This is a genomic window from Pseudanabaena mucicola FACHB-723 (assembly GCF_014696385.1).
Taxonomy (GTDB): domain Bacteria; phylum Cyanobacteriota; class Cyanobacteriia; order Pseudanabaenales; family Pseudanabaenaceae; genus Pseudanabaena.
Map to the genome: position 1 here is coordinate 20,000 of NZ_JACJQB010000025.1, position 18,851 is coordinate 38,850.

Below are 18,851 nucleotides of genomic sequence, written 5' to 3' on the forward strand. Positions count from 1 at the left end.
TTGGTGCTTTTCTCTGCCTTCACTTTTGATTTATCACAGTGAAAGAATTACACTAAAATACACGCAGTAACGCTACGTATCTTTAGCATATTTACCTCTTTATCCATGAACGCCACAAAAAATATTCAGCCCTTTTCTGCCGATGACTTTGCCAATGCCCTCGCAGAGCATAACTACGAATTTGCCGTTGGGCAGGTCGTGAAGGGTAAGGTTGTGTCCGTCGAAAGTAGTGGCATTTATGTCGATATTGGCGCTAAATCTTTGGGTTTTCTTCCCACCGAAGAAGCAACTCTCAGCAGTTCTTCTCGCTCGAATGATGAAGCTTTTCCTGTCGGCAGTGAGTATGAGTTTTTGATTATTAGTAATCAGAATGCTGATGGTGAAGTAAAGCTCTCTGTTCGTCGTCTTTTGTTTAAACAGGCTTGGCAAACTCTCCGCGACTACCAAGCTGAGTCTAAGGTTTTTGAAACTAGGGTGATTGGTACTAACAGTGGCGGCGTAACTGTGGATTGCGTCGGCTTGCGTGGATTTGTACCGCGATCGCATTTATCTGATGCTTCAGATTTACCGAAGCTAGTCGGCAAAAAATTGCCAGTGATGATTTTAGAAGCCGATGAAACCCGCAAAAAGTTGGTGCTGTCTAATCGTCAAGCGGCTAAACTCGCAGCCATGAGTCAATTGGCGAAGGGACAACTGATCACTGGTCGAGTCAGCAATATTCGTCCTTTTGGCGCGTTTGTAGAATTTGCTGGTGTGTCTGGCTTGTTGCATGTCAAGGAAATGAGCCAAAAGAACGTTAGTGATCCCACCCATGTTTTTCAGATAAATGACACGATCAAGGCTGTCGTCATCGATATTGATGAATCTCGCGATCGCATTGCCCTATCTACCAAGATCCTTGAGCTTCATGCGGGTGAAATGCTGGACAATTCAGCACAGGTATTTGCTGAGGCTGAAGAGCGTCTCGAAAAAAACATCAGCAAGCTCTGGGAAGCTTAGTTTGATTAGCTAGTAGAGGTAATTCATGAATTGCCTCCACTTTTGACAAGAGTAAGCATTGCTTTCGCTTAATATATTATTAGTTCTGAAAATATTTAAAATAAGCACAAATTAGAGTCAAATTTATGGAAGTTAATTTTCTTGGTCTTTTGGCAACTGTCTTAGCCGTATTTGTACCTACCGTTTTCTTGCTAACTCTGTATATTCAAACAGCTAGCCGCGAAGAAGGTCAGGCAAATAAATAACAGCAATGTTATTTTCAAAAAAAGCACCGCCCTAGGGTGGTGCTTTTTTTGTAGTATTCATTGACTTGCGTTGGGCTATAACTAAATCATCAAAGCTAAATTTTTTAAGACTTACTTCGCATGAGTAACTGCCTTTGTCTTGCTTGCGATCGCGTTAATTCTTTAACCACTAAATTTTGCACTCAATGCGGCGCGAAGTTGCAAATTCAAGAGCGTTATCGCGCTTTGAAGGTAATTGGACAGGGGGGATTTGGTAAGACTTTCTTGGCTCAGGATGAGTCGAAGCCATCACAGCCTCGTTGTGTGATTAAGCAGTTTGCTTTTGAGACGATCAATCCTAATGCGAGTCAAGGGACTTTGGATGTTGCCATCAGGTTATTTGAGCAGGAGGCAAAGCGGCTTGATGATTTGGGTAAGCATCCGCAAATTCCTGAACTTCTATCTTTTACAATTCATGAGGGTAAGCAGTACCTCATCCAAGAGTTTATCGATGGTGAGACTTTGGAGCAGGAGTTAGGGCGAGCTGGTGCTTTTAGTGAGCAGCAGGTGCGGGATGTGTTGGTGGAGGTGCTGCAAATTTTGGAGTTTGTGCATAGCAAGTCAGTAATTCATCGCGATATTTCGCCAGACAATATCATTCGTCGGCGTAGTGATCAAAAGTTGGTGCTGGTAGATTTTGGGGCGGCAAAGCACGCAACGGCGACGTTATTGGCAAAGACGGGAACGGGCATCGGAAAGCCGAGTTATGGCGCTCCTGAACAAATGTTAGGTAAGTCGGTGTTTCAGAGCGATTTGTTTGGGTTGGGTGTGACTTGTTTACATTTGCTTACGAATGTGGAACCATTTACGCTCTATGACGTTTTGGAGAATGAATATCAATGGCGAGATTTTTTGAATGGGAAGGTGGTGAGCGATGCGTTTGGGAAGTTGTTAGATCGGATGTCTGCTTACAGGGTAAAAGATCGTTCAAGTTCAGTTATAGAGACTTTGCGAGAGTTAGGAATTACTCGTGTCAACACTGTAGGAACTTCTTCTAGTATCTATAGTTTTAAATCTGCTGATTTACCTTTTGAGCATCGGTTCTCTGTTATATCAGTCAAATCACAGCAGAATAATAATCAAGCTAATATTCACTACCCTATTGAATATAGCAATTTAGAGAGATTGTTAAAAGCGAAAGAATGGAGACAAGCCGATGTAATGACAGAAATAATCATGTTAAAAGTCACAAATCGCCAAAAAGAAGGTTGGCTAGATGCTACGAATATTCAAAAATTTCCTTGTCCAGACTTGTTAACTATTGATGGTCTTTGGTCTTATTACAGTAATCATCGATTTGGATTTAGTGTGCAGAAAAATTTATGGTTACAATATGATGCTCAGATTGGCGTGTACAAATCTGAAATCTGGAAAAAGTTTGCAATAAAGCTTGGTTGGTATAGTCTCAAAAGCAATAAATGGTTAACTTATGACGAATTCATGAAAACCACAAAAAATGGTAATGATGCACTTCTTGCGAGTCTGCCTATGAATTATGCTATTCCAAAAGATTTGACAGAAGGCAATTTTGTAAGTCTAGATAGTATTGAATCGGTTACAAAAGTAATTTCAAGATGTAATAGATAAGAAATGAAAGAATTTAGGGACAGAGCATTACTGCCACAATTTATGAATTTTGCGATCCATTTAAAATGGTAATGCTCTGCTCTGAACCTTTGCCAATCAACAACAATCCCCAAACCGCAGGGATAAATTATCGGTAACAGCGAAGAGGGTAGAGCATTTGCGTATAGAGATTTTGGTGATAATTTATGAATATCGGCGCAAATGCTCTACCCCTACATTTATGAATAAAATCAATTTTTGTTAAAATAAAAACAACCAACGCTGTTACTTTCTATGCAACAAACTATAACGCTAAACTTACCAGCCGATGTCAGAGATTCACTCGAAGCGCGATCACAGATTGAAGCAATCTCATCTATCGAACTTATCGAACGCGCAGTTCGGGAATATCTTTTAGTGCGTAGGTTGCAAACATTCCCAAATGGGATTTACCCAAGAGCAGGCTACCAATGTTTTTTCCTGAGAAGCTGTTCGCTTAGGACTATTGCGATATTAGTTAAACGATGATTTTACTAGTCTTACAGAGTCCTGCTAGTTGGGTAAAAATGGACAGCAAACTCCTTGGCACAGGATTGCTACAAAAAATATCTGAAAATTATTTGGCATCGTCACGGCAAGTAGTTTTGCGATCGCATTAGTGATTAGGGTAGTGACAGGGCAATGATTTATGCCATAACTAAACCAGTTGAATTTTTGTAAATTCTTAAAAAGTATTCACTAAATCTTATGAATTTGCCCTAAATATAGTTTTCTTATGTTTCTTTCAATTATTTTGCCTGCATACAATGAAGAAAAACGGCTATTGATTTCGATGGAACAACTCAGAAAGCAGTTGACATCTATACTTACTAACATTGCGGAAGTATTAGGCGATGAGGTTGATGTATTTGAAATCATCATCGTCAATGATGGCAGCACTGATCAAACAAGCTCAATAGTCCGTGCATATATCAACAACTTTCCTGATTTTGACTTAAAGCTAATCGAGCTATCCCAAAATCAGGGCAAAGGCTATGCTGTGAAAATGGGTGTCGAGGCAGCAAGGGGAAAATATATTGCCTTTATGGATGCCGATCTATCCACACCACCCACAGAACTTCCTAAACTAATCACTGCTATTCAAAAAGACTGCGCGATCGCCATTGGTTCAAGGGGCTTGCCACAATCAGAGATAATTGAGCATCAGCCCCTTTATCGCGAATTGATGGGCAAAGCTTTTAATACTTTGGTGAGACTACTAGTAATTAACGGTATTCATGACACACAATGCGGGTTTAAAGTATTCCGAACCCATGAAGCAAAACAGATTTTTAGACTATTACAAACTGCACGATTTGGTTTTGATGTGGAAATATTAGTCATAGCCCAAGAGTTAGGAATCCCTATCCGAGAAATTCCAATTACTTGGTACAATTCAGCTCATTCTAGTGTTTCCCCTTTCCGAGACTCATGGGAAATGTTTTATTCTCTATTGGCAATGAAACGCCAAGTGCGCCGAAACATTCTGACTAATTCCTTAGAAAAGAGCATATTGCATGGAAACTAAGCTTTATCAAGAAATGTATGATGTCGAGAGTAAGCATTGGTGGTTTCGGGCGCGGCGAGATATTCTGACTAATTTAGTCTTGCAATGTATTTCCCAAGGGAACATTCTTGATGTCGGTTGTGGTACAGGCTTTATATTAGAAGCTTTGCAAACGGCATATGCAGGTAAATGTGAAACTTGGGGCATAGATATTTCTGAAATGGCGGTGCAGGTTTGCCATGCAAAGGGATTAATCCAAGTTAGGCAAGGAGTTCTAGAAAATAACGCTTTGCCCGCACATTATTTTGACTTAGTGATGTTTCTCGATATAATCGAACATCTTGATCATGATTTGTCCATCTTGCTCGAAGCTAAATATTATCTAAAATCTCAGGGGCAAATATTAATTACCGTACCTGCTTATCAGTTTCTCTGGAGCGCTCATGACGAGATTCATCACCATAAGCGCCGCTACACAAAAAAACAACTTACAGAAATCCTCCAGCAAGCGGGGTATGAAGTTGTTTTTAGTTCCTATTTCAATACATTTTTATTCCCTCTAATTGCGATCGCTCGTTTTATTGGCAATCTCCTCGATCGTCATCATACTTCCGATGCCAGTTTGCCAACAGCATTAGTTAATCAAAGTCTGTATAAGATTTTTGGCTGGGAAAAGAATTTACTACCCTATCTATCCTTTCCCTTTGGTGTTTCGATTATTTGTCTAGCCCGTAATTCTACGAACCATGTCTAAAGATAGTCTGACTGCACGAAGTATTAAATCTGTTCTTTTGATGATTGCCACAATGTTTATTGTGCCAATCATAATTATCGAATTTATCTTACGATCGCTCAAAACCATATCTTCATTCATTAGTAAGATTATTTATAAAATTATTGGTGTCAGGATTAGCCCAATAATCAATAGTTCAATAATTAGCCGAACAGAAGAGAGCTTTGATTGCATCAAGTTGGGGTTAAAAAGCTTATCCCTAGTTGGAATTTCCATCATTGCTATGATGCCGATGTTATTACATAGCTATCCGATGGCACATTCTACCGCCTATGACTTCAGTTGGATATTTCAATATCAGCGACAATTTTTTGCAGGACAAATTTATCCACGTTGGTTAGAATTTTCCCATTTTGGCTTTGGTAATCCTACCTTTGTCTTTTATCCATCAACATGGGCGCTAGCTACGTTACCTTTTAGTCTTGTAGGCATGGATGTTCCCACATCCCTAGTCGGCAGTATGGTTTTGGCATCTCTCACTCTTGCCGTGGGTGTATACCTTTATGCTGCTCAATACTTCCCATCTTGGTTAGCTTTGGTGATTTCTGGATTAGCGGTTGCTTCTCCTTACTTCCTAATTGACGTTTATCAACGGGGGACGATGGCTGAGGCTTGGGCAATCGCCTTTATTCCTTGGGTCTTACTTGCAACTCATAAGCTGATTAGCCAAGCTCATCTACCACAGATGAGACGAACTCATACCATTAGTTTAGCGATCGCTTGGGGAATGCTAGGGCTATCGCACTTGCCAACATTGTTAGTTAGTTTCTTGGCTTGGCTTCCTATGCCTTTGTTTATTCTAAAAGATTTGCTAAAGGATAAGTCTCTAAAAAACTATTTTATTGAAGTTGGTCGCTGCTATCTCAGTGCTAGCTTAGGATTTATCGGTATTAGCTTTTTCCTATTACCAGTTATATTCGATCAAAAGCTAGTACATATTGAATGGGTGAATCCTGGACTGGAATATTTTCCCCAAAATCGTCTCATGCTGGATGGCTTGCTAAATCTGCATCCACACCTCCCTACTCATTGGTTTGAGACTAGTTCAGGACTAATTCCATATTTCTGGATATGCCTTTCAGTAGTGATGATTAACATTATCCTCTGGATAGCCAAAAGATTTTTCTTCTCAAACATATTTTCTTCTCAGCTATTAACTAGCAATGTAAATTCATCAGGATTTGGTCAATTAAGATTAGATTCTGCTGCACTCTTTTGGTTGATTGCTAGCGCGATCGTTGTGTTGATGACCACAGATTTAACATCATGGATTTATCAACTATCACCAACCTTGCAAAAGATACAATTCTCTTGGCGTTGGTATAGTGTAGTTATAACTACAATCCCCTTATTATGGGGATATCTCATGGGGCAGTTATGGCAACAATTTCCTAGCAACAAACTTGCTCAAAATCTAATACAAGTATATATATTCAAATTCATTGTTATTGTTTCTTTAATTAGTATAATAGCTGGCTATATTTACACCGATAAAATTGTATTCAAACACACTGGATTTGATCCAGCGAGAGCTTCTAAATTTGATCAGCTTGTTAATGAGATTAGATTTCCTAAGGAATTTAACAATAAGCTTGAAGAACAATCAATCCCTGAATGGAGTTGGTTTTTTCCAGCAGATTTATCCATCATAGATGCAGGAGAATATCGACCTAAGAGCGTAATTTTGCCTCTGTCACCTTATGAAACTGCGCCCTTAGCTATATGGAAACCAGATGATAGTGAGGAGCATATTCAAATTAAGCGATGGCAATATGGACTACGTGAAATTCTAGTAGATAATCCCTCATCTGAGCAGTTATATCTGGCTTTGCGAATGTTCTATTATCCCGCATGGCAAGTATGGATTGATGGTAAAAAGGGTTTGCTAGAGCAAACCTCACAAGGACAAGCTCAAATTGCGATCGCAAATGGTCAGCACCTAGTTCTAGTTAAGTATGTTGGTACTCTTGCAGAACAATTAGGTAGAGCGATTAGCTGGTTTAGCATTATCCTTACAAGCTATATATTCTGGCGAATTAAATCTATAGTGATCGCCAAGTGATGCCAAAACCCAAAAGAGAGGTGCGGCGCAAAGCGCCGCACCTCTCTTTTGGGTTTGATCAAATCCAGTTGAATCCTGGGAACGGGCTATTGGGAAGAAACCACATTCGTTGATAAAACGCTTGTGGCGACAGGGGTAATCCTAACCAGATCGGCATAAAAAACATTTGAGATGACATCACCCCCGTGATTATAATCACCACTATAAATTTGCCCCAAATCTGCTTTTGTTGGTACAAAAAAGAGATGATTCCTGCCAACGCCATAAAGCTAAATACAGAAGGACTCATGTAGTGATAGATAAACAGGCAGCGCTTGACAGCTAACCAAGGTAAGTAATTAGCAGCATATCCCACTGTTAAATAAATAAATTCTGGACGCACTTGCATGATTCCCCAAAATGCGATCGCAATAATCGCTAAAGTTGATAACCACCACAAAATCGGATTGCCCAAAGCATGAACATCTTGCCAAATATCGCCATTGGGCTGGAAGTAGTAGCCAACAGGTCGCATTGATAGCGGCCAAGAGATGGCACTAGAACAGTAAGGATGGATAGGATAATCTGGAGAACCTACAGAACTCGCAGATGTATTCCACTGATAAATATATTGGTTGCTAATTACTAAATGTTTACCAAAGGCTTGCAACCACTGCCATCCTGTCGCATTAGGGGCAAAGGTTTTCAATACCATGATTACATGCGGAGTCCATTGCCCAACATAGGCGATCGCTGGCAAGATGATAAAACAAACTAGATATTGATACCAAGATAGCTTGCCGAGGTTGCCAAGAATGCCGAGGTTGGCTGTCATTTTGGGTATGAATTTCTGAATAGGCATACTTCTTGAAAGCAAGGCGATTGCCACCAAAACCCAAGTCATTAGCCAAAAACCCGCCCCATTCCATTTCACTCCAGCACAAAAACCCATCATCATTCCCGCCAAACTCAGCATCAGCCAACGTCCTTTAGTCTGTCGTTCTAGCCCAACTAATAAAAAAATTTGGGATGCTAAACCCACAGCCACTAGAAAAACATTTAACAACCCATAGCGTGACTCGACCAATAGCAGTCCATCGGTAAAAGTCAGTAGCCCAGCCAATATAGCTAGCCCTCGCCTTGCTGTCAGTCGATAGATCAAGCCTGTGGCGAGCAAAGGAATACAAGCACCAATAGTAATGCTAGCAATGCGGTAGCCAGTTTCATTATGCCCAAACAACAAAATACCTAGGGCAATCAAGTATTTACCCAATGGCGGATGTCCATCATTAGGTGGGTTTCCCAACAGATAACCTTCGGCAAACTTGGGGAAATGAACTTCATCGAATACAGGATAGGCGAAGCGATCAAGATCCCATAGCCTTAAAGCTAGTGAAGCTAAAAATATTAGCAAACTCACCCCGATTAATAGCCAATTGTGTTTACTTTGCTTTGCTAACATGATGGGTAAAATTTATGTAATGGATGGAAAATTCCATTCGTATTTATTAGGAAACTGAAAATTAGTAAAAGACATGGAAATACTGATATCGAGAGACTTAACAGCGTGCCACCAACCAACAGGCATAAAAATAGCATCCCCTGGTTCGAGGGTTACTTCAATAATTGGCACTTTTTGAAATAGGGGGTATTTTTGATAGTCGGGATTCTCGATATCCACTTCACTGAATACGCCGCGATAGTTATAAAGCAGATGGGTGTAATACGGCGGGATAATTTTCCAAACTTTGTGCCCATAGACCTGTACAAAGATGAGATTAACTGGATCATGATGAAGGGGGGTGATTGTTCCACCTGAACCAAACCAAAAGAAGGCTTTTCCATCAGTATTCAGAGGATCTAGATATTCGGGAAATATCTCTAGATCATCAAGTAATCCCCGCAATTCTGTTTTTTCAAGGTTGCCGTTATTGGCCACCATGTAGTAGTCATTGGTTGCACCGTTCTTAACGACAGCATCGACATAATCTGCCATTTGCATTTTTTTGCGATGCTTTTCGATATTGATTTCGTAGAGGCGATCGCAACAGCGATCGCTCTGTACTTCTATTTCAATTTGTCCATAATTTGTTTTTAAATATTCAGGGTTCCAACGGTTAAGGGCTGACCAGTTGTGCGTGATTCCAGTCAGAATGAGAGGCATGTTTTTAGCATAGTAATTTTCTAGAAAATCATGGCGGCAAATTGTTTCTCGTCTCTCAATGGTTCGCGATCGGGGCGATAGTGTTGCTAATTCGGCGAGAATATTCGCGTGGGATTCGTGTTTTTTTAGTAATTGGACAAATTTCTGCCCTGATTGAAAGTAAGGATTTTGTCTAACAATAGCTACTTCGTGCTTAGCCGCACTAGGACTAATGCCATGATTTATTAACTCCTGCACTAACAAGCGATCGTCACTCCCCGCAAATTTATTCTCTGCAATCCATCGCCTCAGTTCATCGGTCATTGGCGCTGAAGTAACTCGGATTTGTGACGAAAAGTAACGGGGATCAAATGTTGAGAAGTATTGCTGTTTTTTTTTGAGGGATGAATTTGCCTGCATAAAATCCTCTTTCAGCGATCGCCACGATTAATTAATTTGCCACAGAGCGACATAACTGTCATAAGTCTAGATAAATTTCATTAAACTGCTTGCAATTTTTACCTCTGTCTTGGGTAGTATATTGCAGTCAGGTTGGTAAAAGTGTATGTCTGATTCTAAGCAAAGCCGTAAAATTAATCGCTTTTTCGCCGAATTTATTGCCAAGTTAAGAAAATGGCTCAATAAAATCGGTAGTCCTGTGCGGATTAGTCGGCGCTTTGTCAGGCAATTACTAGGCGCGTCGAGGGGGCGTGGCAAAGGTTCAGCAGGCTTTGTCTTGCCAACCGTAACCTTAGTGACCCTAATTGTCACACTTTTAGTGGTCACCACCGTATCTAGATCATCCGAACGCGCCCAAACTGCTGCCAATGCAAGGCAAGAACAAGTCTTTAGAAGCGCCGCCACCCCAATCATTGATCGCGCTAGGGTCAAAATTGATGCCCTACTAAATGACGATAAATTACCACGTACTACGCCACCTGAAGAAGTCTTAGATAGTGTAATCACCAACGATAGTGGCAAATATACCTTCCCAGATGAAACACGCTTACAGCTAGTTTATAACTTTCCTGGCACTGCAAACTCGATCGTTACTGGCGGCAATATTGAAAACAAGGAATACATCTCGACAGCATGGAAGTTTCCGATTGACACCGACAACAACGGCAAATTTGACTCCTATGGCATCTACAGCATTCTCCTTCGCGCTCGTCCGTCAGCAACGGTAAATCGTCCCGTACTTCCCATTGAGTCAAGAGCCTTGCCAATGGATGAAACCACTCTGGTAGGGGCTTGTACTCAGGCTAGCAGTGGCGCTAATGTGGCGAGCGATGGCGGTTGGACTCTATCGGGTAATCGCCTCCGCAAAGCATTTTTTGTTTACTCTGTCACCGTTCCCATTACAGCTAGGGACAGCTTCCCTACGGAACTGACTGAAGCTCAGAAGGATGCTTCTTACGAAATATTCAATGGCATTACATCAATCAGCGCTCTTGAACTTCAGCAAGATCGAGCTAGATCTCCTCAAAACAATAATGCTGTATTTTTTGAAGGAGATTTAGAATTAGTAGATGTCGCGACCTTCCGCCTTAATGGAAGAGTTTATACCGCAGGTAGCATGATGGTTGCGGCTGGACAAAATAGACCGATTACTTTCTATCAAGTTAGTAGCTCTGGCGGAAATACTGCCAATCCTGCCCAATCAACAACCAATCCCAATGAGTATGGCTCCTGCTACTATGAGAAGAAGAATAGTGAAATTGTTGTTGCTGGTCAACTAGTTGATGGGGATGCGGTTACCGATTCTTTAGAAAATAAAGATCGAGTTAATGTTGATTTATTCTTTGGTGCAGGACCTGGGGTTCCGCCGTTTGACCCTACTGCCACCAACCCTCCAGGACGAAAAGTTATAGACAGTAGTAATAAAAGTGTCTCTGACCTTAGTTCTAAAGTTGCACTCAATGACTTTGCCTACAACAATCGCATCGCGGCTCTAGTTACAGAAGCTGTTCGCAAAAATGGGAATGTAACAGTTCCATCGCCCATACCTGCAAACTTTAGTGTTGAGAACCTCACTTATGCAAATGCGTCGACTAAAGATCCTATCTCTGTTCAAGAAGACCTCGTTAAGCGCATCAAGGATGAGGCGCTGACTTCTTCAGATGAAGTTGCCACTGCCAGAAGAGCCGCTTTTACAGCCTATTTTGGTGAAAGAACTCGCCGTGTTTCCTTTGGTCAAATTCCTTTTACGACTGTTGAAACGTTTAATCCGACAACTTCTAATCTATTGACCCGCATCCCTGTTGCGGGTAAGCCTGGGGAAGACGAGCTAGCGCCCCCTGTGGACTGGATGCTGCCTGTTTTTACCAATCCTAATTTTGGTAAAGCTGTTACAGCTTATAACTTGGCGACTGGGGCTGGCTTTGACGGCAAGGGCGTAATCACAGGAGCTGCCGCTGCGCCTGTGGGCGGACTAACACTTCTCAATACAGCGAACAGACTGAACTTGAGCGCTAGCGATCCTGACTCGGTAATCACTACCAATGAAGTTGAGCTAGGCGATCGCGTTCTAGTTGGTAATGGCTTGCCTGCGAGATGGCTCAAGAGAAATGACATTACCAATCAACTCGAATTTGTTGGCGATCGTGAACGCAACATGATTTCTACCATATCAGGGGCGAGTGGCGTTAGCTGGGATAACCCATCAAATGCAGGAGATCGCTATCGAAATACTCGATCAATTACTCTCAATAGTCTTGGCGTGACCGATCGCGGTGGATTTTGGGAGCTATCGGCATCACTAGATCCTGCGGTATCAGATTTGGCTGACACCACTAAGCCATTAATTTCTGAATTGTCTCCCCGCACTGGTGGCTTGCGAGTCGTCACCAATGCAGGTATTTACAGCCGCCTCAGCAGTCAGACATTTTTACCTCGGTTCCGCACTGGATTTGTCGACGACCCTGCCACCCCTGCCAATGAGTCTAGTATGCCTCTTTGGGATGGCAAGCCTATCAACAACCCTATTACAGAGATTAACGAAGCTAAGTTCGCTGAAAAAAGCTGTAATACTGCGGGCTGTGTCGATGACGGCAGCAAAAACTTTGTGGTTTGGCAAGACTCGATGCCAATGACAGGAGGCACTGGTGACAATCGCAAAGGCGACTTGCAAATGCGGGCTTCGGCGATCTATCACTACAAATATGACGCTTACAACCCCATTGGCGCGGCAGCAAATTATCAAACACCGATCGCCTGTGTCAGTAGTTATTACGATCCATCGACTTCAATTACTGCTAGAAATGGCTTAGTGCCAAGTGGCGGAACATCTGTTAATGCACCTTGGAATTTTAACGCTGCTGGGCGCTCCAACAATGGTCTAGTTTATAGGGTTGGACAAACGGCGGCAGGCTTTAACTTTAGTGGTATCAGCATTAATGCTGATGGTGTATTTAGCGGATTTAGCGCAAACGCAAATAATCCCGCAAGTACGGCGGCAACACTCAAGGATCGTCTTACCTATCAAGCTAACTTGATTTTCCCCAATGGCAGATTTGTTAATGAGCCTTTGCGAGAGGTAATCAAGAAACTGATCGCCACGCCCTCAGCAACCCTAACTCTGCCACAGCAGTCCACCCTTGACTCCAATTTATGCGCTTTACAAATCCTTGATGGCACGCTCACCCTAGCCAATACCAGTGGCACGAGCGCCACAATCACACCTGCGGCGGTGACAGGCAATCCTGCCGTTACCGCAGTGCAGCTTCCCCACGGTGCTTTCCGCGAAAGTTCCTTCCTAGATGGTCGTGAGGTCAAGTCTCTCAACCGTAATGAGTCCCTTACAGAGGGTGCTGTTGGTAATGATCCCCGCACTACTGGTCTAGCTAGCACTGACCCTACGGCTGCGGCTAAACAGGGGCTAGCGATCGCCACTAAAAATCGTGCTGATATCTATGACCTAGAGCTAGAACAGCGTCAACCCCTAGAGATTCGCACCACTGACATTGACATGGATCGTCTGCGTGGCTCTAAGATCTCTGGCGGCAACAATGCAGGACTGGCAACCGATTACTTACTGCCCTATAGCGGTCTAATCTATGCCACTCGTGAAGATGCCCTTGAGGATCTCAGCTATTTTGACAAAGATCCCACTACTGGCGATCCTGTGCAGACTGACGATGTTAAGCGCAAAAATCTTAGTTCTACCGACTTCTTGCTTGACCCCACCCGCAAGCCTAGCAGTATCCGCTTGATCAATGGCTATCGCCTCTGGCGCAGTGACCTAGTGACGGCTAATTTGACTGCCACCCCCTCCCAAAACTTAGCAGTATCCAATACTAGCTATATTTCTTATCCTGTAACTGATGCAACTCGCGGCGAAAAGGGACTGGCTCTAGTTTCTAATTTGCCAGTTTACATCAAGGCTCAGGTTGACCCATCTACTACCGTAGATTCAACGGTAGTGATACCACCAATTCCTAGCTTTAACAGGCATACCAGACAGGAGTTTACACAACTCTTGATTGAAGATATTGCCAATCCCAATAATATTTGGGACAACTTCTATCGCCGCCATGCCAATGTCAGTGCTGCTGACAGACTAGACCCCAACTTTGCCTGTCGTCCTGGCTCATCTACTAGCTGCACCCGAGGCGATGAGTGGCGACCTGCGACAGTACTTGCCGACTCGGTGACGGTGCTGTCGTCGAACTTCCGTGATGGCTATCGTACCGATGGCGACTTTGACCTTCGCAATAATGCCAATACCTCGACTAGCATTAATTGGCAGTCGCAGCTAAATCCTGCTCGTTATCCTAATGATCCGATTAAGGACAGTAGCTATGTATTGGATCGCCGCCGTTCGGGATTCTTTAACAATAGCTTTGTGACTAGCTCCCCTTGGTTGCAACGACTCAACTCTGACGGCGCAACTGTGCCAGATTCCAATCTATGGCCTGCATCTCCAGCGAGCAATCCGCCTAACAATGGCAACTTGGCAAGCTATAACGCCAATGGTGTGACCCCAATCCAACGGCGCATCAGTTTCCCTGAGTATGGGATGGAGATTTGTCGCAAGGTTCCTGTGGGTGAATGTACTTTCTCGGACTGGGTGAAGGCTGGGGCAGGTACAACGACCTTGCCAAGCTTTAATACCAATGGCACGATCAGCACCGACGCTGCTGCACCTAGATTTATTTCTAGTGCAGATTCTCGATTTGCCAGACGTTTATCCTTCTTGCGTTTTGATGATATTTACAAAGATGGCAACCAACAGCTAATTTTTGCGGGTAGTTGCCTAAATCCTGCCAGTCCTCCAGTAATTTGGCCAATGGCGATCGGGGTGGCTAACGGCGATAACGCCACTACTGGCTTCACCTATCCACAGGTAATGGGCGATCGCGCAACTCCGTTTGATGTAAGCAACAACAATAACAACAACAGTTACGGCACTGTGCCATGTCCTGAGCGCGGTATCAGAGTCACGATCAGTTCGGGCAACCAAGATATCGCAGAAGGTCGCAGACGCGATCAGAACCAAAGAACAGGTGGAACTGCTATTGGTTCTTTAGAAGCTCAGCTAAATGGTTCGGATGACCTTCCCCGAGTCACTTGGGGAACAGGCAACGACAATGGGGCAACAACTATCCCAACAACTCCGCTTATAATCGGCAGTGTAACTAATAGTAATGATAACAACAGTGGTCAAAGCAGTACTAGTACAACCAATCCTGCAAACAACCCTACTAACAGGTCGCGTAGCACTAATAATGCTGTTTACCGAAGGTTTAACTTTGATGTGAGGATTCAAGATTCTGATAGAGCCAATCTCCCCGCAGGGCAAACAATACGGGTTAGAGTTACGCTCAGGAGAACTGGAACCGCTCAACCAGGAGAAATAGGAGCATCTAATTTTCCAAATTTACCTTCTAAGTTCCCAGTCATAGGTGACGACGTAACCACAGCCCAAACTAAAGCTGACTATCTCAATCGCTTAGTTAACCCTGCAACTACAGCATTGGCGATGACTGTGCCTAGCACTGTCAATACTCAGACGCTAGACGCTACTACGGGAGCAGTCACCAACACCACTGGCACTATCGCTTCGAGCATTCCTGTGCCAGCGAATGGTGGTCAATACCCTCGTTTGAGAATTGGTCCTAGTAGTGCAGAAACTGTCGCCCCTGAACTAGCAACCTGCGAAGCCGATCGCTACTGTACTGTCCTGACTTGGACAGGACCCACGGAACCAACGAATGGCAGTGACCCAACTATCAAGACTGTGACTGTGCTAGTAGTTCGAGATAGTGCTGATGAGCCAAATAATGAAGACTTTGAGATTCGTCTTGATAATATCAGGGGACCTCAAGCTACCTATGGCTCCAACCGCACTAGACGCGGACGTATTCTTTCTCGAAATCCCAATAGCGATGAGAATCAAGCTCCTAATTGTGAAACTGGGTTAACTTTTACAAATAACGACGATCGCGCAATTACAGCGCCAGCTACTTGCCCCACACCGACTCCCACACCGACTCCCACACCGACTCCCACACCGACACCAACTCCCACGCCAACGCCTACCCCCACGCCAACGCCTACCCCCACGCCAGGTACAGGTACAGGTTCTTTCCTTCCTCCTCCAGTATTTGCTAGTCTGCCCACCACCTCTAAATTGCCATTGGCAATGATGACATCCCCTGCGGCGGCTTATCCATTCCCCCATGCATCAGGAGATATCTTTAACCGTCCGTTTTCGCCACCATCTGACTTTGAAAACGGAGGTACTGAAAGTATGCGCTATGTATGGGGCGATGATACTAATGGTGATGGGGTATTAAATACTACTCCTGTAAATGGTGTTACTGATAACCTGAACATCTTCCCGAATATTCCACCCCGCCCAGCATCTGGCGGAGAAATCCCGATGTTGCCTGGCAGGTTCAACTTAGATCCTGTCACCAATAACAACAATAACAATCAGATGACTAGGAGTCGTCCTGCTTCACAGAATCGAACTTTGTGGTACAGAACTGCCAATAGTGATGGTAACTATACTGGTGAAAACGAAAGTATCCGCTATAGCAATGGTGCGAACCTGTTTATCAATAACCTCAGTTTCCCTATCATCGGTGGGGGTAGCACTGGCGGTTTGAGAGCCAACCTTAGCTCCACAGGGTCGTTGGTGTTGCCACCCACGCCATGTATTAGCCTAGTCGATGGCACTGTCGATGCACGTTGTACTACCAAGTCCTATACGTTTGGTCAAAATACTACATTTACCCTCGGCACTACTACCACCGAAACTGCCAGCACAACCTTACTCAACCTCAACCTTCCATACAACCCTCATTTCCCATCTGACAATAGAAGTACCCCGAATACAACTAGTTCGGTGCAACCAGCCAGCAGCTTTACAGTATGCGGTGGTACTGGTAATACTCGCAAATATCAAGCAATCGAACGTCCATCTTTGAGTAAATTTGATATCAGTGCTAGTAGCTGTTCTCAAGGAAACGATACACCAGGTCAGGCTATTAGAAACTTTGTCGGAAGAATCACAACCACAACCACGGCAGGTTCTGGTAAAGATTTTGACACCTTAAATCTTACAGGTGGCACTGGGTTATTGAGCTTCAACTTCTTACCAGGAAATGCCGCCTTTAAAGGACTAAATCCTGATGCTACTAAGCGGAACGATATTACACAAAATAGTAATCTAGGTACTACCGCTGGCAGCAATATTGACGTGGCTCTAAGAGCAGTTAACACCTATGCTGACAATAGAGTTCATGTATATAATGTTGCTAACTTAGGAATACTAGACGGTGGTACTCGTGACTTGACTGGCACGATCACATTCAGAGCTAATTGCGCTGATCCAGTGACAGGAGCTACTAGCACTTGCACACCAACTAGTGTAAGGCTCGGCCCTAGCCCTGTATTTATCATGAGAGGTGATTACCAAGAAAGCATCAGGTTTAAGGGCTTGCGGGTAAATCTAGATGGAGTTGATCCCAACAATATTTTCTGGATATCTTCGCGTGTGCAGAAGAGAATAGAAGCTAAAACTAGTAGCGGCAATTTTGTCCTTGCCCCTGGGGACGGAAAAAATCCGTTAATCGCAGTGGGTAAGAAGATTGTATTTTCAGATAAGGATGATCCTGTCCCACCACCACTTAGTGCAAACACTACTTACTACATCCTGACAAATAACGGCGGAAGTGGTCAGTCTTCTAAAATTACCCTTTCATTAACTCCGCCACCAGCAGGAGTAGATTGTTCAGTAAATAATCCACCTGCAAGTTGTCCTCCTGAGATCGCAAATATTGCAGGGAATACAGATTTTGCAGTTAGTGCTGAGCCTAGCTTTATCTTTGAAGGGTCTAAGTTATCGCCCAATATTTTAACTGGTAACTTTTTAGGTAACACTAACCCTGATAGTTCTACTCTTACGGAAGATAACACTTCTGTATTCATGGTCAGAAAAGATCCTGCCGAGGATAAAGACTACAACTCATTCAGAGGTGTGCGCTTCCTTGGACTATGGGGTGATGCCGCTAAGATCAACAACGAAACTCTGTTTGTGGCGATGACCTCCGTTGACCAGCCAGCCCTACTGCCAGTCTTGCAACTCAATGTCCCAAATGCCGCTAGCGGCTCTGATAATATTAGTCAGCCAAATCCACGTTTTGAGAATGCATTCAATGGCATTCCTGACGACAGCAGCACAGACCGCAAAGGACAATGGGCGATTCGACCAAGAAGTACCGAAATCAATGTTTACTTTGTGGCGGGTAGCACACCATCTAGAAATGGAGTTCCCTATAAGGTTTCTAGCACTAGATTTAATGATCCCGATCTTGCCCCACCTGCGGCGGATACTGTGCTAACTCCTCCAGATGATGGTATTGGTGAAACTGGCGGCGGACTAGCGAACTTTGTGCGATTCATCGAAAACTGGCAAGGACTGTCAGCCAAAATTACAGGGGGATTTATTCAAAATACTAAGAGTCGATTTGCCACTGCGCCTTGGTCTCCATCGTCACTCATCTCTGGTGTTGCTGATACCACAACTGTATTTTTAAATCCTGCTTTACCAAGCACAGATCAAACCAACGGCAGAAGTATGAGTGGTTTTAATTTGCAATATATGTCTAGGACTCCTAACCGCGTTCCCTACTACACAGCACCAATTCGTCTCTGGGGCTATGACGTGGGCTTGCTGACACAACAGCCCGATCGCTTTGCCGAGCGCTTTGCTGTCCCAATCCCAGGGGCAAATGAATACTTTAGAGAAGTCACACCAGATGACCCTTGGGTAGAAGCACTACTTTGCGCCCTAGAGCCAACTAATCCCGCTATCAATAAGACAGGTGCGGTACCAAGTGCTTACACTAGAAGAGCATTGCGTGGTACTGATCTGCGGAGTGGGTGTAATGATGCTAAGTACGGTACGACCACCCCAGGCGCAAATCCCAACATCACCTATACTCCATAGTTGACAATAAATGTATGCCTAC

9 protein-coding genes are annotated in these 18,851 nt (G+C 43.7%); 7 read left to right on the plus strand and 2 right to left on the minus strand.

What is annotated here, in order from left to right; translation table 11 throughout:
- Window positions 1-105 precede the first annotated feature (105 nt).
- The 6 genes from H6F41_RS12355 (at window position 106) to H6F41_RS12380 (ending at window position 7,250) form a co-directional block, all read left to right on the plus strand.
- On the plus strand, window positions 106-999 hold the full coding sequence (locus H6F41_RS12355) for a S1 RNA-binding domain-containing protein (protein ID WP_190403782.1): 894 nt from the start codon (window positions 106-108) through the stop codon (window positions 997-999).
- Window positions 1,000-1,124: 125 nt separating this feature from the next.
- Window positions 1,125-1,244, plus strand: coding sequence for a photosystem II reaction center protein PsbM (gene psbM, locus H6F41_RS12360; RefSeq protein WP_190403783.1), 120 nt, complete (start codon window positions 1,125-1,127; stop codon window positions 1,242-1,244).
- 120 nt (window positions 1,245-1,364) lie between these two features.
- The gene (locus H6F41_RS12365) at window positions 1,365-2,870 is read left to right on the plus strand and encodes a protein kinase domain-containing protein (protein WP_190403784.1); all 1,506 of its coding nucleotides are present in this window, start codon (window positions 1,365-1,367) and stop codon (window positions 2,868-2,870) included.
- Window positions 2,871-3,624: 754 nt separating this feature from the next.
- Complete coding sequence (locus tag H6F41_RS12370) at window positions 3,625-4,416, plus strand: dolichyl-phosphate beta-glucosyltransferase (RefSeq protein ID WP_190403785.1); 792 nt, start codon at window positions 3,625-3,627, stop codon at window positions 4,414-4,416.
- Complete coding sequence (locus H6F41_RS12375) at window positions 4,406-5,149, plus strand: class I SAM-dependent methyltransferase (protein WP_190403786.1); 744 nt, start codon at window positions 4,406-4,408, stop codon at window positions 5,147-5,149. Before H6F41_RS12370 ends, H6F41_RS12375 begins: the two co-directional genes overlap by 11 nt.
- Window positions 5,142-7,250 carry a 6-pyruvoyl-tetrahydropterin synthase-related protein gene (locus tag H6F41_RS12380; protein WP_190403787.1) on the plus strand — a complete coding sequence of 703 codons (2,109 nt, stop codon included), beginning with the start codon at window positions 5,142-5,144 and terminating at the stop codon, window positions 7,248-7,250. Before H6F41_RS12375 ends, H6F41_RS12380 begins: the two co-directional genes overlap by 8 nt.
- Before the next feature lie 58 nt (window positions 7,251-7,308).
- Here the strand turns inward: H6F41_RS12380 and H6F41_RS12385 are convergent, their stop codons facing one another.
- Together H6F41_RS12385 and H6F41_RS12390 are read right to left on the minus strand one after the other, a co-directional pair.
- Window positions 7,309-8,691 (minus strand): phospholipid carrier-dependent glycosyltransferase, encoded by a 1,383-nt coding sequence (locus H6F41_RS12385; RefSeq protein WP_190403788.1) that lies wholly within the window; start codon window positions 8,689-8,691, stop codon window positions 7,309-7,311.
- Window positions 8,692-8,703: 12 nt separating this feature from the next.
- Entirely contained in the window at window positions 8,704-9,792 is a 1,089-nt protein-coding gene (locus H6F41_RS12390; RefSeq protein ID WP_190403789.1) for a cupin-like domain-containing protein, read from the minus strand.
- Window positions 9,793-9,937: 145 nt separating this feature from the next.
- On the opposite strand from H6F41_RS12390, the gene hpsA reads away from it, so the two are divergent.
- Window positions 9,938-18,829 (plus strand): hormogonium polysaccharide biosynthesis protein HpsA, encoded by an 8,892-nt coding sequence (hpsA, locus tag H6F41_RS12395; protein WP_190403790.1) that lies wholly within the window; start codon window positions 9,938-9,940, stop codon window positions 18,827-18,829.
- The last annotated feature ends 22 nt before the right edge of the window (window positions 18,830-18,851 follow it).

Coding starts and splice junctions, on each gene's coding strand:
- H6F41_RS12385 (WP_190403788.1), bottom strand. CDS start 8,691: ATGTTAGCAAAGCAAAGTAAACACAATTGGCTATTAATCGGGGTGAGT.
- H6F41_RS12380 (WP_190403787.1), top strand. CDS start 5,142: ATGTCTAAAGATAGTCTGACTGCACGAAGTATTAAATCTGTTCTTTTG.
- H6F41_RS12365 (WP_190403784.1), top strand. CDS start 1,365: ATGAGTAACTGCCTTTGTCTTGCTTGCGATCGCGTTAATTCTTTAACC.
- H6F41_RS12375 (WP_190403786.1), top strand. CDS start 4,406: ATGGAAACTAAGCTTTATCAAGAAATGTATGATGTCGAGAGTAAGCAT.
- H6F41_RS12370 (WP_190403785.1), top strand. CDS start 3,625: ATGTTTCTTTCAATTATTTTGCCTGCATACAATGAAGAAAAACGGCTA.
- H6F41_RS12355 (WP_190403782.1), top strand. CDS start 106: ATGAACGCCACAAAAAATATTCAGCCCTTTTCTGCCGATGACTTTGCC.
- H6F41_RS12390 (WP_190403789.1), bottom strand. CDS start 9,792: ATGCAGGCAAATTCATCCCTCAAAAAAAAACAGCAATACTTCTCAACA.
- hpsA (WP_190403790.1), top strand. CDS start 9,938: ATGTCTGATTCTAAGCAAAGCCGTAAAATTAATCGCTTTTTCGCCGAA.
- psbM (WP_190403783.1), top strand. CDS start 1,125: ATGGAAGTTAATTTTCTTGGTCTTTTGGCAACTGTCTTAGCCGTATTT.